Source organism: Mesorhizobium sp. P2_E6 (genome assembly GCF_056403835.1).
Window position 1 is genome coordinate 46790 of record NZ_JBFUEQ010000002.1, and the last position, 13259, is coordinate 60048.

General features: G+C 63.2%; 14 protein-coding genes. 4 read left to right on the plus strand and 10 right to left on the minus strand.

Annotated features, from left to right (window positions below; translation table 11 throughout):
* Nucleotides 1-107: 107 nt before the first annotated feature.
* The 9 genes from AC1D08_RS04955 to AC1D08_RS04995 all read right to left on the minus strand — a co-directional run bounded on the left by AC1D08_RS04955 (nucleotide 108) and on the right by AC1D08_RS04995 (nucleotide 8201).
* Nucleotides 108-1541, minus strand: a complete 1434-nt coding sequence (locus tag AC1D08_RS04955; RefSeq protein ID WP_457150987.1) for an ATP-binding protein — start codon at nucleotides 1539-1541, stop codon at nucleotides 108-110.
* Nucleotides 1525-2190: a response regulator transcription factor gene (locus AC1D08_RS04960; RefSeq protein ID WP_023812809.1), complete on the minus strand. Its 666-nt coding sequence runs from the start codon at nucleotides 2188-2190 to the stop codon at nucleotides 1525-1527. The genes AC1D08_RS04955 and AC1D08_RS04960 overlap by 17 nt, the downstream gene beginning before the upstream one ends.
* Before the next feature lie 90 nt (nucleotides 2191-2280).
* Nucleotides 2281-2580, minus strand: coding sequence for a hypothetical protein (locus tag AC1D08_RS04965; RefSeq protein ID WP_457150988.1), 300 nt, complete (start codon nucleotides 2578-2580; stop codon nucleotides 2281-2283).
* 168 nt (nucleotides 2581-2748) lie between these two features.
* Nucleotides 2749-3156, minus strand: coding sequence for a DUF3168 domain-containing protein (locus AC1D08_RS04970; protein WP_095089923.1), 408 nt, complete (start codon nucleotides 3154-3156; stop codon nucleotides 2749-2751).
* An 81-nt stretch (nucleotides 3157-3237) separates the two neighbouring features.
* A complete protein-coding gene (locus AC1D08_RS04975; RefSeq protein ID WP_477226205.1) occupies nucleotides 3238-4044 on the minus strand; it encodes an ABC transporter permease in 807 nt (268 codons plus the stop codon).
* Complete coding sequence (locus AC1D08_RS04980) at nucleotides 4044-4877, minus strand: ABC transporter permease (protein WP_095089919.1); 834 nt, start codon at nucleotides 4875-4877, stop codon at nucleotides 4044-4046. Before AC1D08_RS04980 ends, AC1D08_RS04975 begins: the two co-directional genes overlap by 1 nt.
* 25 nt (nucleotides 4878-4902) lie before the next feature.
* The gene (locus tag AC1D08_RS04985; RefSeq protein ID WP_457150990.1) at nucleotides 4903-6018 is read right to left on the minus strand and encodes an ABC transporter substrate-binding protein; all 1116 of its coding nucleotides are present in this window, start codon (nucleotides 6016-6018) and stop codon (nucleotides 4903-4905) included.
* 69 nt (nucleotides 6019-6087) lie between these two features.
* Nucleotides 6088-7182 (minus strand): ABC transporter ATP-binding protein, encoded by a 1095-nt coding sequence (locus AC1D08_RS04990; RefSeq protein WP_457150991.1) that lies wholly within the window; start codon nucleotides 7180-7182, stop codon nucleotides 6088-6090.
* Between the two features lie 92 nt (nucleotides 7183-7274).
* Entirely contained in the window at nucleotides 7275-8201 is a 927-nt protein-coding gene (locus AC1D08_RS04995; protein ID WP_095089913.1) for a LysR substrate-binding domain-containing protein, read from the minus strand.
* An 84-nt stretch (nucleotides 8202-8285) separates the two neighbouring features.
* On the opposite strand from AC1D08_RS04995, the gene AC1D08_RS05000 reads away from it, so the two are divergent.
* The 4 genes from AC1D08_RS05000 (at nucleotide 8286) to AC1D08_RS05015 (ending at nucleotide 12717) form a co-directional block, all read left to right on the plus strand.
* Complete coding sequence (locus tag AC1D08_RS05000) at nucleotides 8286-9890, plus strand: zinc-binding metallopeptidase family protein (protein WP_457150992.1); 1605 nt, start codon at nucleotides 8286-8288, stop codon at nucleotides 9888-9890.
* 20 nt (nucleotides 9891-9910) lie between these two features.
* A complete protein-coding gene (locus tag AC1D08_RS05005) occupies nucleotides 9911-10843 on the plus strand; it encodes a dimethylarginine dimethylaminohydrolase family protein (RefSeq protein ID WP_457150993.1) in 933 nt (310 codons plus the stop codon).
* Between the two features lie 275 nt (nucleotides 10844-11118).
* Nucleotides 11119-12558 carry an FAD-binding oxidoreductase gene (locus AC1D08_RS05010; protein WP_477422668.1) on the plus strand — a complete coding sequence of 480 codons (1440 nt, stop codon included), beginning with the start codon at nucleotides 11119-11121 and terminating at the stop codon, nucleotides 12556-12558.
* A 21-nt stretch (nucleotides 12559-12579) separates the two neighbouring features.
* Entirely contained in the window at nucleotides 12580-12717 is a 138-nt protein-coding gene (locus AC1D08_RS05015) for a hypothetical protein (RefSeq protein ID WP_245331241.1), read from the plus strand.
* Nucleotides 12718-12779: 62 nt separating this feature from the next.
* Here AC1D08_RS05015 and AC1D08_RS05020 read toward each other — a convergent pair whose 3' ends face one another.
* A complete protein-coding gene (locus AC1D08_RS05020; RefSeq protein ID WP_477422670.1) occupies nucleotides 12780-13235 on the minus strand; it encodes a hypothetical protein in 456 nt (151 codons plus the stop codon).
* Between the last annotated feature and the right edge of the window lie 24 nt (nucleotides 13236-13259).

Consider the following 13259-nt stretch of genomic DNA (forward strand, 5'->3'; position numbering starts at 1 on the left):
GGCATGGCCATAGTATTGATATTTGTCGGAAATTTGGCCGCTGGGATCAATAGACATGCCGCCATAGTAAATACTGTTCGTCGATCTCGGATTGATTCGGAAAGGCATCATTGAAGGCTCCGCAATCGCACCACCGCCTTCAATCCCCCCATGCCGGACCGTTCGAGAGCCAGAACGCCTCCATACTCGTTGACGAGGTCGGCGACAATGGCCAGCCCCAGACCTGTTCCGGGCTTTGTCTCATCCAGGCGCCGTCCACGCTTCATCGCCTCGCGCGCCTTGTCCTCGGGAATGCCCGGGCCGTCATCCTCGATGCTGATCTCAAACAGGCTGGCCGCCTCGTCCTTGCCGGTCAAAGGCACGACCGATACCAACACCGCGCTCTTAGCCCATTTCATCGCGTTTTCGAGCAGATTGCCCAGCAATTCCTCAAGGTCTTCGCGCTCGCCGGCGAAGACGATGTCGGTCGCCGGCAGCGCCAGCGACAGGTTGGTCTGCGGGTTGAGTTTCTGCAAAACCCGCACCATGCGCTGCACCAATGGCGCCACCGGCGTGCGGTAGACGACGCTGTCGCGCTGCGCCGCGACACGGGCGCGCTGCAGATAGTGATCGACCTGCTTCTGCATGGAAGCGGCCTGTTCGGCAATCAACTGCCCCTTGGCGCCGCCAAGCGCCCGGCCCTCGTTGAGCAGCACCGCCAGCGGCGTCTTCAGCGAGTGGGCGAGATTGCCGACCTGGGTTCGCGACCGCTCGACGATACGCCTGTTGTTTTCGATCAACGCATTGGTTTCGTTGGCAAGCGGTTCGATCTCGGCCGGAAACTGGCCGTCGAGCCTGTGCGCCGTGCCCTCGCGCACCATGGCAAGTGCATTCCTGACCCGGCGCAGCGGCTGCAGGCCGAGCAGGATGGCGATCGCGTTGATCGCGATCATGCCGACACCGAACAGGCTGAGATAAGTTAGCAGGCGGCGCTGGAAGGTTGAGATTTCCTGTTCGAGTTCGCTCTGGTTGCCCATGACGCGGAAGCGCGCGGCGCGGTTCTTGGAGTCGAGAACGAATTCGCTCTCGAACACTTCGAGTTGCTCCCCGTTGATGCCTTCGGTCGCATAGCTGCGCTGGAAACTGGAATTGAAGGGCACATCGGCGACATCGGGCGATGGGATCGTCTTGGTCATCGACGACGAGTGAAGATCTCCGTGCACGCCTTCCGAAGCAGGCTCCACCGACCAGTACCAGCCCGAATTCGGCTCCGAGAACCGCAGGTCACCGAGATCGGGAGCACCGGTGAGCGCACCGTTATCGGAAATGCCGATGGAGCCGATCAGGTTGAACAGATGCGCCGAAAGCAGGCTGTCGAAGCCGCGCTCGCTGGCCTGGCGATAGAGCGTGGTGATCAGGGTGAAGATGATGACAAGGGTCACGATCGCCCACACCGTGGAAAAGGCGATCACACGGAAGGTCAGCGAACGCGGCCACAAACGCAGCGAAAGCGGCGTCCTTGCGGTTTGTTTGAGCGGTTCCGAGTTACGCCTCCGGCTCACGCATGCGGTAGCCCATGCCGCGCACGGTTTCGATCATGTCGATGCCCATCTTCTTGCGCAGTCGCCCGACAAAGACCTCGATGGTGTTGGAATCGCGGTCGAAATCCTGGTCGTAGAGATGTTCGACCAGTTCGGTCCGCGAGACCACCTCGCCCATATGATGCATCAGATAGGCAAGCAGGCGAAACTCGTGCGAGGTCAGTTTCAGCGGCACGCCGTCGACATCGGCCTTCGACGCCTTGGTGTCGAGGCGTAGCGGCCCGCAGGTCAGTTCGGACGAGGCATGGCCGGCGGCGCGCCGGATCAGGGCCCTGAGCCTCGCCAGCACCTCCTCGATGTGGAACGGCTTGGTGACATAGTCGTCGGCGCCGGCGTCGATGCCGGAGACCTTGTCGCTCCAGCGATCGCGCGCCGTCAGGATCAGCACCGGCATCTTGCGGCCGCCGCGACGCCACCGCTCGACCACGCTGATGCCATCCATCTGCGGCAGGCCGATGTCGAGCACGACGGCATCGTAGGGCTCGGTGTCGCCGAGGAAATGCCCCTCCTCGCCATCGAAGGCGCGGTCGACGACATAGCCGGCATCGACCAGCGCGTCCGATATCTGCCGGTTGAGATCCTTGTCATCCTCGACGACGAGTACGCGCATGCGAAAATCGATACCTGTTGATGAGCTGGGGGCAGATATAGGCCGATTCCGGCGGCCTGGGAAACGAAGGCCTGTAAGATGAAAGATTGGTCAGTTCTGCGGCACGACGATTTCGGAGCGGCGCGGACGCTGCCCGTCCTTGCCCGGGACGAGCACGACGATGACGCAGACCGGCTGGCCGCCGCGGGTCGATTGCGAGGCCTTGGCCAGCGTTCCGCCATTCTGCGCGGCCACCTGCTGGCCGATGGCGTAGCAATCGGAAGCCGCCAAAACGATCGGGCCGCCCTGGTCAGGCGTGATGACCGGTGTCGCCATCGCCTGCGACGCAAACAGCCCGGCAGCACAGAGCGCCAGTGTCGCGGTTCGGAAGTGGGAGCGAAGCGTTTTCATGGCTGGCGTTGTAACGCATCGGTGCTGAACGTGAAATGAACAGTGAACGCCACCAAGACCATGCCCGCTACCCCTGAAACGCGAGTCGACCGATCGAATTTCGCCGCCCACCCGACGAAATCCCGGAAGTGTCAGTCTAGACCCCGTTTGGACCATATTGAAAGCGCATCAGTCACTATCCTGCGTTATGGCGCGAAAACGCAGCAAACCATGATGCACGAGCAGGTCCTCGTCATAGCGGGCCTCGGCGAATTCCAGCACGAGGCGTGTCTGTCCACGCGGGCCGATGATCAGCACCGCGTCGGCGAGGCGCGCCTTGATGCTGTCCATGATGGCACGCGTTTCGGCCTCGCCATGGGTTTTCGACCAGACGTGCAGCGTGACCAACTGGTCGGCATCGTTCTGGACCCCGGTATCCCAGTCGAAGGCGCTGGTCTGGCCGCAGGTTACGTGGGGAAAGGCGGCGTTGTCGGCCGCGTGTTCGAGCAGCCCGGCGCCGCCCAGCAGCGCCGACAGCGATGCATCGCTCCTCAATCTCTGGAACAAGGCCTGCTGCAAGTCGCCGGACGCGGTCATCGTTTTCCTTCATCGTAGCGGCTTGCCGATCATGTGCCGGGATCGCCTCCAAGGGTATCCGGATTCTGCCCGGCTTGCCAATCACCGGACGCCGCGCAACCTAACCACGAAACTGCGCAGCGCAAGCACCAGCACCGTGATGATGATCAGAATCACGGAAAGCGCGGCGATCGCCGGATCGATGTTGTCGCGCAGCCCCATCCACATCAGCCTGGGCAGCGTGATGGCGTTGACCGAGGTGATGAACAGCGTGACGCCGATCTCTTCCCAGGACAGCACGAAGGACAAAAGTGCCGCGGTGATGATGCCGAACTTGATGTTGGGCATGATGATGCGGGTGGCTCGCTCCCATACCGACGCGCCAAGGCCGCGCGCGGCGAGGTCGATGCGCCGGTCGAGCTGGCTGAGCGAGACCAGCATCAGCACGGTGGCGAAGGGCACCGTCATCACCGAATGGGCCATGGCAACGCCAAGCCACGTGTCGTAGCCGAAGAGCGAGCTGAAGCCGGAGATCGAGGTGAGCAGGAAGTAGAGCGTGATGGCCGAGACCACCGGCGGCACGACCATGGGCAGCAGCACGAAGCCGACGAGCGCCGCGGTGAAACGCGGCTGGAACATCCACACGCCGAGGCTGAAGCACAGCGCCAGCACGGTGGAAAAGGCGCTGCTGACGATGCCGATGCGGATGCTGAGCAGGATCGAATCGATCCAGCGCGGATCCTCGATCAGCGCCCTGTAGTGGCGCAGCGACAGTTCGCCTGATGGCATGGCCAGCATGCGGCTCGGCGTCAGCGACACCGGGATGACGGCGAGCAAGGGCATCAGCAGGAACAGCGCCACGAAGGCCGCGATGATCAGGGAGACGGGACCGGGGCGATAAGTCGGCATCAGATCAATTGCTTCGGTCTGACATAACGGAACAAGAGCGCCATCAGCGCGCCGACGAACAGCACCAGCACGACGCTGATCGCCGCGCCCAGCCCCCAGTCCGGGCTCTGGAATATCCTCAGATAGATCAGCTCGGCGACCATGACGCTGCGACCGCCGCCGAGGATCGCCGGCGTCACGAAGAAGCCCAGCGAAAACACGAAGACGATGAGGGCCGCGCCGATGATGCCGGAGCGGGTCATGGGCACGAAGACCGACCAGAAGGTGCGCATGCGGCTGGAGCCGAGCCCGCGCGCTGCCAACAGCACGCGGTCGTCGAGGCTGCGCATGGCAGACGCCAGCGGAAAGACGGCGAAAGGAATGAGAAAATGCGTCATGCCAACGATGACGCCGAATTCGTTGCGCACCAGCGCCAGCGGTTCGGAAATGAAGCCGATCGCCTGCAGCCAGGTGTTGATCAGGCCGCGATTGGACAGTAGCGCCACCCAGCCGAAGGCGCGGGTCAGCACCGAGATCCAGAACGGAACGAGAATGCAGAACTCGGCAACCAGGCGCTGAGCCGGGGTTCCGCGCACCCAGACGACGGTGATGGCATAGGCAGCGGCCACCGAGACCACGGTGACGACCGCCGCGATGCGCAGCGTGCGGATGAACACCGACTGCACCAGATCGTCGGTGAGCAGCGCCTCATACTGGCCGAGCCCCGGCGTCGGCAGCGTAAAGCTCCATTTGACGACGCCGAGGAACGGCCAGGCATAGGCCAGGACAAGAAACAGGAGCAGCGGCGCCATCAACAGCGCCGCGCCCATCCTGTCGGAGAGATATGCTCTCATGTCGACCCGATAATCCCTGCCTCGGTCAGGCGGAGATGATCTTGGTGTATTCGTCGAGCGCTGGCCCGTAGTTCTTGGCGTACCAGTCCATATCGAGCGCGATCTGCTTCTTCATGTTCTCGGGGTCGACCGGGTTGATCCGCTTCTTGTCGGCAGGGATCAGCGCGTCGGCGGCCGGGTTTGCTGGGCCCTGGCCGAGCTTGTCGAACATGACCAGCTGCTTTTGCGGGTCCTGGGCGCTGGCGATGAACTTCATGGCCGCTTCCTTGCCGCCGGGATTGCCCTTGAGCACGGCGAGCGCGCCGGGCGAGATCAGCCCCTGGTCCCAGATGAACTTGATCTTGCCGCCGGAATCCTGCTCGATCAGGGAAGCGCGGGTCGACCAGACGATCGCCATCGAGGCCTCGCCATTGAGCAGCACGCTCTGGCTCTCGGCACCGCCGCCCCAATAGGCAACGACGTTCTCCTTGAAGGCGGCGATCTTGTCGTGCGCGCGCTTCAGGTCGAGCGGGTAGAGCGAGGCGGGCGCGATGCCGTCGGCCAGAAGGGCTGCCTCCCAGCTCGACACGCCCCATTTGTAGAGCGAGCGCTTGCCGGGGAATTTTTTCACGTCGAAGAAATCGGCCATGCCGGTCGGGGCGTCCTTGCCGTATTTCTCGGAATCATAGGCGATGACATAGGAGAAGAAATAGGTCGAAGCGGCAAAGTCCCAGCCGAATCCGGGCCGCATCTTCTTCTTGTCGACGATGTTGTAGTCGATCGGCTCGAGCATGCCTTGCGCGCCGAGCGTGATGGCCGAGAACGGGTCGACGTCGACGAGGTCCCAGGTCGGCGCGCCGCTCTTGAACTGCGCGGCGATCGCGCCTTCGGTCGGGCCGGAGCCGTCCATCTTGACGGTTATGCCGGTGTCCTTGGTGAAGGCCTGGCCATAGGCGGCATCATAGGCGGTGATGGCGTCGCCGCCCCAGTTGACCAGCACCAGTTCCTTCGCAGCGGCGAAGGCTCCGGTCGAGCGCAACAGCATCGGCGTGCCGGCCAGCACGATTGCCGCCAGCTGTGCGAATTGCCGGCGCGAAATCTCGCCGCGCCCTGCCCTTGCGGACAGGCTCTCGATGGCTTGTTTCTTGGTGTCATTTGTCATGTCAGTTCCCCTTTTTTGTCGTTGATAGTACCGGAAAGCGGTGGCGCCGATATCTCGCCACACCGTTCGTCATTGTCCTCCATGCGGAAGGAGGAAACCCTTTTCCGCAGGCCAGGTGAGCCAGACGGAGTTGCCCTTGCTCAAGGCGGCGGCAGCTATCTCGTTGGGCACCGAGACCGTGACCTTCGCGCCTTGCCGCGTCGTCAGGTCAAGCCGCGTTGCCGCGCCAAGATAGGTGGAGTTGGTCGCGGTCGCGGCGATGCCGTTCTCGCCCGCCGCCGCCTCGCCTGATATCGACATGTATTCGGGCCGGATCGCCAGGATTGCATCGCCGCGCACCGTCTCAGCCTTGCAGCGCATGGAGACCGCGCGGTCTTCGCAGAGGCCGGTCGAGCCATTGTCGGCCGGGCGCACCCCCTTCAGCGGCAGCATGTTGATCTCGCCGAGGAACTCGGCGACGAAGCGGTTGTCCGGCCTGTCGTAGACGTCGTCGGGTGCTCCGACCTGCAGCAGTTTGCCATGATTGAAGATGGCGACGCGCGACGACAGCGCCAGCGCCTCGCTCTGGTCGTGGGTGACGAAGACGAAGGTGGTGCCGGTCTCCTGGTGCAGCCGCTTCATCTCGGCCTGCATCTGGCCGCGCAGGCCCTTGTCGAGCGCGGAAAACGGCTCGTCGAGCAACAGCACGCCCGGCTCGAACACCAGCGCGCGGGCGAGCGCGACGCGCTGCTGCTGACCGCCTGAAAGTTGCGCCGGTAGCTTCTTCTCGTGGCCCTTGAGGCCCACGCGCTCGATCATCTCGCCGACTCGGCGCTTGATGTCGGCCGCCGATTTCTTGCGCACCTTGAGTGGGAAGGCGATGTTGGCTTCCACGCTCATATGCGGGAACAGCGCATAGCCCTGGAACACCATGCCGGCCGCGCGCTGTTCGGCCGGTCGGTCGGTGATGTCGACGCCGTCGCTGAACAGCCGGCCCTCGGTCGGTTGCACGAAGCCGGCCAGGATCATCAGGAAGGTGGTCTTGCCCGAACCAGACGGCCCGAGCAGGGTAAGGAACTCGCCACGGCCAATATCGAGCGTCAGATTGTCCAGCGCACGGAACGAGCCAAAGCTCTTGCCGATTCCGATTGCCTTGATCTCTGCGGCCCGGCCGGGTTGCTGCATCCTGCCTGTTTCCTCAATTCCAAAAAGAAATCGTAGGGCAGCGTGCGGCCTCACCGCAACCAAATAGTTTTCGCCGGATCGGCAAATTCCATTCATCTGTCCAATCGGTGGCGCCCGTGGTCGGCCATGACCTTGGCAATGCTCTCCGCGAGTTTCGATCGCAGCCATCCGGCAAACGCGTCAAGCACCGGATGCGTCGCCTTGGCGTGTTCTGAGACGAGGAAGTAGGAGCGCGGCGATTTGATCGCGATGTCGAAGGGACGCACGAGCCTGCCTTCGGCCAGGGCCTTGCCGCTGGTCAGTTCGTCGCCCATGGCCATTCCCTGGCCGGCGATCGCGGCCGAGAAGACGAGATTCATGTCGGAAAAGAAGATACCGCCTTCCGGGTCGGGGTTCTCGACCTTGGATAGAGCCAGCCAGCGCGCCCAATCCTCGGTGTCGCCGAGATGCAGGAGCGTGGCGCGCAGCACATCGGCGGGCTTGGAGAATCCGCCGACCTTGTTGAGGAGCATCGGACTGCAGAGCGGCGTAAAGGAAATCTCGCACAACAGTTCGGCGGCCCGGTTCGGCCAATTGCCAACGCCAAAGGCGATGAAGGCGTCCGCGTCGGCATTGCTGACGTCATCCAGCCGACGCGGCGTCAGGATGCGCAGCGCGACATCGGGGTACATCTGCCTGAACTCGCCGATATGGGTGCACAGGAACAGCGAGGCGAAGCCCGGCGTGCAGCTGATGCTGAACGAGCCGCCGACGCCTGTGCCGGCATGGCGCGTCACCGCATCGCCCAGCACGGTCAACGCTTTGCGCACGTCGCTGGCATAGCGCTGGCCACGCGGCGTCAGCGCCACGCCCTTGCCGATGCGTTCGAGCAGATCGAAGCCAAGGTCGCGTTCAAGCAGGCGAAGCTGATGGCTGACCGCGCTGCGGGTCAGATGCAACTCGTCGGCGGCGCGCCAGACGCTGCCATGACGAGCGAAGCTGTCGAGCGCACGCAGCGCCTGGGTGGATGGTATGCGCAAGAGGCCTCAGGTGAACCGAATTTGCATGAGCCGGGAAAACATATCACTTTCTAGCGAACCGCTTCACTGCTTTCTTCTCGTCTCATGGAGGAACCCGTGGCCACCTCGGCGCAAACAACCGCCCTTGCCTGTCTCGACGACATCCAGCCGTTGCTGTCGGCGTGGACGCGGACCATTTTCGACTTCGGCGAGACCGCATGGCGCGAGTATCAATCTGCCGCCTGGTACGTGGAGCGGCTGAGGCGCGAAGGCTTTTCCGTCGAAGAAGGTTCCGGCGGCATGCCCACCGCCTTCTGTGCCCATTGGACCAACGGTCCCGGCCCGACCATCGGCATGTACGCCGAATACGACGCGGTGCCGGGCAATTGCCAGGATGCCGCCACCGTCAAGCGTCCGCGCCCAGGCCTCTCCGAACATGCCGGGGGTCATACCGACCCGCATTCCGGGCTGGGCATTTCGGGCCTTGGCGGGCTGCTGGCGACCAAGGCGGCGATGCAGCGCCACGGCATTCCAGGCACGCTGCGCTTCACCGGCGAGCCGGCGGAAAAGGTGCGCGGGTCAAAGCCGATCCATGCCGCCAAGGGCTATTATGACGGCCTTGCCGGCATGATCTCCTTCCATCCGTTCTACATGCTGCCGCTCTGCAACACGGCGCGCTGGGACACGCATTGCGGCGCAGCTTACGCGATGATCTATCGCTTCATCTGCGACCAACCGGAGCGCTGGGCGCGGGCGGCGGGCGACGCGGCACCCATTCCGCAGGCGCATTCGGCGGTGCGCGCGCCCGGCGCCAACGACGCGCTCATGATGATGTACATGGCGTCCAAGGCGCTGCGCGATTCCATGCTGCCGCACCAGGGCGGCTGGTCGATCAGCGAGGCGATCCTCACCGCCGGCCAGGCGACCGCCGACAACCTGCCGGCCGAGCTGGCCGAAATCCAGTACATGATCCGCGTGCCGACGCTGGCGATGGCCGAACAGGTCACCGCCGTGCTCGACCGGAATGCCGAGGCCGCTGCCGCCGTGAGCGGCTGCCGCCACGAGCGGCATTGGGTGTCGAAGTCGCGGCCCGGGCTGGCCAATCACGCCATGGCCGAAATCGCCTATGAATCGCTGTCGACCGTCGGGCCGCCGCGCTGGGACGAGGACGCCAAGGCAATCGCGCGCGACATGCAGGTCAATGCCGGGCGCATGGCGAGCGACGAGCCGTTCATCGAAGAACTTGAGCGCCTGATCGAGCCGCAGGCGGCGGAAGCGATCCTGCGCCGCGATCTACCGCCCTCGCAGGTGAATTCGACCTCCGACGATTACACCGACATGAGCTGGCATGCGCCGACGGCGCGCTTCTATGTCGCCCGCCCGGCGCTGCGCTCGGAAACCGGCTACCCCTATCCGTCATGGGTGATGAACGCTCTGGGCGGCATTCCCGCCACCATCGACCCGATGGTCACCTGCGCATCGAAGACCATCGCGCTCGCCGCCCTTCGGCTGCTGGAAGACCAGGCCGCCCGCGATTCGGCGATGAATGAATTCGTCGCCCGCACCGGCGGAGGAATCGGAGGCTCGAACTGGATCGCGCCGCTCTGCGACTACGAACCGCCGATTGGATTTCGGTGGCCGGAGTATGTCACCACCCCGCGCGGACGAGACTGGTGGATACCGGGCAACCAGCCCAAGTCAAACGCATGATCAAGCACGAGGAGAACCCCATGACCGTTCATGACCGCATCGTCGCCGAGCCGTTTTCGCTGCAGCGCCGCAACCCGGCCGGCGGCACCAAGCCTCTGACCGCCTGGGGCTTTGCCAACGAGACCGATGTCTTGACCGACGTGCTGCTTGGTTCGCCCAATTTCCTGCGCCACCTGTCGACCAGCTCGCTGTCGCGCAAGCATCTGCGCGAGGCGCCTTGCAACGTCCAGATCGCGCAGGCGCAGCACAAGGACCTCGTCGCCGCCTATGAGCATTTCGGCGTCAACATCCACTGGCACGAGCCGACGCCGGAACTGCCGATGCAGGTCTATTCCCGCGATTCCAGTGTTATGACGCCTTACGGCGCCTTCATCACCGCAATGGCCAACTGGTGGCGGCGCGGCGAGAACTACGCGGCGATCCGCACCTACGAAAAACTCGGCATCCCAATCTACGACATGGTCACGGCGGGCACGTTCGAGGGTGGCGACTTCAACGTCATCGAAGAGGGCGTCGTATTGATCGGCTGCGGCGGCGCCCGCACGCAGGAAGAAGGCGCGCGGCAGGTGCAGGCCTGGTTCGACAAGGAAGGCTGGGAAACCCGCATCGCTTTCATCGACGAGTACTATGTCCATATCGACCTGATGGTGGTGCCAATCGCCGAGAAACTGACGGCCGTCTGCCTCGCCTGCACCGAACCCGGCATCGTCGACTGGCTGAAGGGCAAGGGCCACGAGATTATCGACGTGCCGTTCCAGGATACGATGGCGCTCGGCTGCAACTTCATGTCGCTGGGCAAGGACCGGGTGATCGCGCCGACCTCCAGCCAGTCGCTGATCGGCCAGCTCAAGGCACGCGGTTTCGAGGTCGCGGCGGTCGACATGAGCGAGATCTCGAAGACCGGCGGCGGCATCCACTGCATGGCGCAAGCGCTGAAGCGCGAACCGTCCTGAGGAGTGGAATAGCGCTGCGCTGCTTCGTTCACATTCGCTCAGCACGATCGGCATCCAGCCGGCCGAGGGTGCAAGGTTGGGCGTGAAAACCGGCTGAGATTGCCGGCTGGCAGAAGCATGTGCCCAAGCCAATGCGATCACTACATCGGCTGCGGACGCCCACTTGGGCGCCGCAACGCTGGCCAATGCGAAACTTGCACGATATCTAATATAAGCGCACAGTTAAGATGTTTTTTGGGGAGGGGGACGGCTCATCTGCAAATCGGGAGGAAACCATGAACACCATGAGCCTCACCACGCTTGAACGCGGCAAAACGACAATCGACGCCGCTGCCTTGGAAGCATTTTCAGCACTCTTGCGCGGCACAGTGCTGAGCGAAGGCGATGCCGCTTACGACGAAGCACGGACTGTCTGGAATGCCACGGTCGACCGACGGCCTGGGCTGATCGTGTGCTGCGTGGGCGCTTCCGACGTCATCAGTGCCGTGAATTTCGCCAGGGAGAACAGACTTCTCGTCTCCGTGCGCGGCGGCGGCCACAACATTGCCGGAAGTGCGGTCTGCGATGGTGGCCTGGTGATTGATCTGTCGTTGATGAAGTCGGTGCGGGTCGATGTCGCTGCGCGGCGGGCATGGGTCGGGCCGGGCGCGACGCTTGCCGATGTCGACAAGGAAACGCAGGCCTTCGGCCTGGTGGTGCCGACCGGCATCAACTCGACCACCGGCATATCCGGCCTGACACTGGGCGGCGGCTTCGGCTGGATAACCCGCAAATTCGGCCTGACCATCGACAATCTTGCCTCTGCCGATGTGGTCACCGCCGACGGCAAACTGCTCCGGGCCAGCCAGACCGAAAATCCGGACTTGTTCTGGGCGCTGCGAGGCGGCGGCGGCAATTTCGGCGTCGTCACGGCATTCGAGTTCCAGCTCCATGAGCTTGGACCGCAGGTGCTGGCGGGGCTTGTCGTCCATCCCTTCGCCGATGCCGAAAAGGTACTGCAGGAGTATCGCAAGGCGCTCGAAACCGCTCCTGACGAGTTGACCTGCTGGGTGGTCATGCGGCAGGCGCCGCCGCTGCCCTTCCTGCCGGCCGAATGGCATGGCAAGGAGGTGCTGGTTCTGGCCATGTGCTATTGCGGCGACATCGCCGCAGGCGAAAAGGCGACGCATAAGCTTCGAGCCATCGGCACGCCGATTGCCGATGTCGTCGGCCCCAGCCCGTTCACCGGCTGGCAGCAAGCATTCGACCCGCTACTTGCGCCCGGCGCCCGCAACTACTGGAAGAGCCATGACTTCACCGAGTTTTCCGAGGAGGCGGCTGCGGTCGTCACGGGGGCAATAGCCAAGCTGCCGGGACCCGAATGCGAGATATTTGTCGGCCATGTCGGCGGCGCGGCAGGTCGCGTCAAGGCGGATGCTACGGCGTTTCCACAGCGCAGTTCGCATTTCGTCATGAACGTTCACGCCCGCTGGCGCGAACCGGCGATGGACAAGGCCTGCACCGACTGGGCTCGTGCGATCTACGAGGCGGCCAAGCCTTATGCGGCCGGCACCGTCTATGTGAACTTCATGCCGGAGGACGAGGTTGACCGGGTCGAAGCGGCCTATGGTGGCAACCATCGGCGGCTTCTGGAAATCAAGCAGCGCTACGACCCACTGAACCTGTTCCGCATGAACCAGAATTTGCGCCCGAAAGAGAACCTGCGGGCCGCTTGAAGCGTTCTATCGCTGATCGCTTTGACGTCGAGCCAGACGCTGACCTGCCAGTTCGAGGCACACCGTTTCGAACTGGCGATTGTCGACGTGAGCGAGATCTCAAAGACCGGCGGCGGCATCCACTGCATGGCGCAGGCGCTGAAGCACGAGCCGGCCTGAGGCGGCAGCGGTTGGCTGGGCGCCAACTATCCCGCGTTGACTGACAAAATCGGCGCGCGGCTTTACGCTGCGCCCGTCATCTCAGCGTATCGTCTGAGCCCCATCCCGGCAAAAAAGATGACCATCAGGATGGTGAAGGCGATGAGCAGGCCGACGCGGAAGAACTTCGCTAGCGGCGAGATCTTGACGTTTGCAAGCTGCTTGAACGGAACGCCCCTCGGTTTCGTCGCCGCCAGGCCAAGCCAGAAAATGCAGGTGATGACAAAGAGCACACCAATATAAGAATCCATCCAGTCCGGCACTCTCATAAACCCGAAATTGAACGCGAATGCTCGGCTCACGGACAGGAACAGCAAGGAGGATATGGAGCAGATAAAAAACAGGCGTTTCATGCTACTTTCTTTCGTTGCAATTTTTAGCTCACCAAACATATAATTTGCCCTGATTGAAGGAACGTTATGTCTGCTTGCCTGCAACAATTTACCTTTTTCTGGGCGCGCGACAGAGTTGCCTTTCACGCTGCCCCCTGCCCTTGCGCCAAC

Coding starts and splice junctions, on each gene's coding strand:
- AC1D08_RS04990 (WP_457150991.1), bottom strand. CDS start 7,182: ATGCAGCAACCCGGCCGGGCCGCAGAGATCAAGGCAATCGGAATCGGC.
- AC1D08_RS04960 (WP_023812809.1), bottom strand. CDS start 2,190: ATGCGCGTACTCGTCGTCGAGGATGACAAGGATCTCAACCGGCAGATA.
- AC1D08_RS04975 (WP_477226205.1), bottom strand. CDS start 4,044: ATGCCGACTTATCGCCCCGGTCCCGTCTCCCTGATCATCGCGGCCTTC.
- AC1D08_RS04980 (WP_095089919.1), bottom strand. CDS start 4,877: ATGAGAGCATATCTCTCCGACAGGATGGGCGCGGCGCTGTTGATGGCG.
- AC1D08_RS04985 (WP_457150990.1), bottom strand. CDS start 6,018: ATGACAAATGACACCAAGAAACAAGCCATCGAGAGCCTGTCCGCAAGG.
- AC1D08_RS05010 (WP_477422668.1), top strand. CDS start 11,119: ATGAACACCATGAGCCTCACCACGCTTGAACGCGGCAAAACGACAATC.
- AC1D08_RS05000 (WP_457150992.1), top strand. CDS start 8,286: ATGGAGGAACCCGTGGCCACCTCGGCGCAAACAACCGCCCTTGCCTGT.
- AC1D08_RS04970 (WP_095089923.1), bottom strand. CDS start 3,156: ATGACCGCGTCCGGCGACTTGCAGCAGGCCTTGTTCCAGAGATTGAGG.
- AC1D08_RS04965 (WP_457150988.1), bottom strand. CDS start 2,580: ATGAAAACGCTTCGCTCCCACTTCCGAACCGCGACACTGGCGCTCTGT.
- AC1D08_RS05005 (WP_457150993.1), top strand. CDS start 9,911: ATGACCGTTCATGACCGCATCGTCGCCGAGCCGTTTTCGCTGCAGCGC.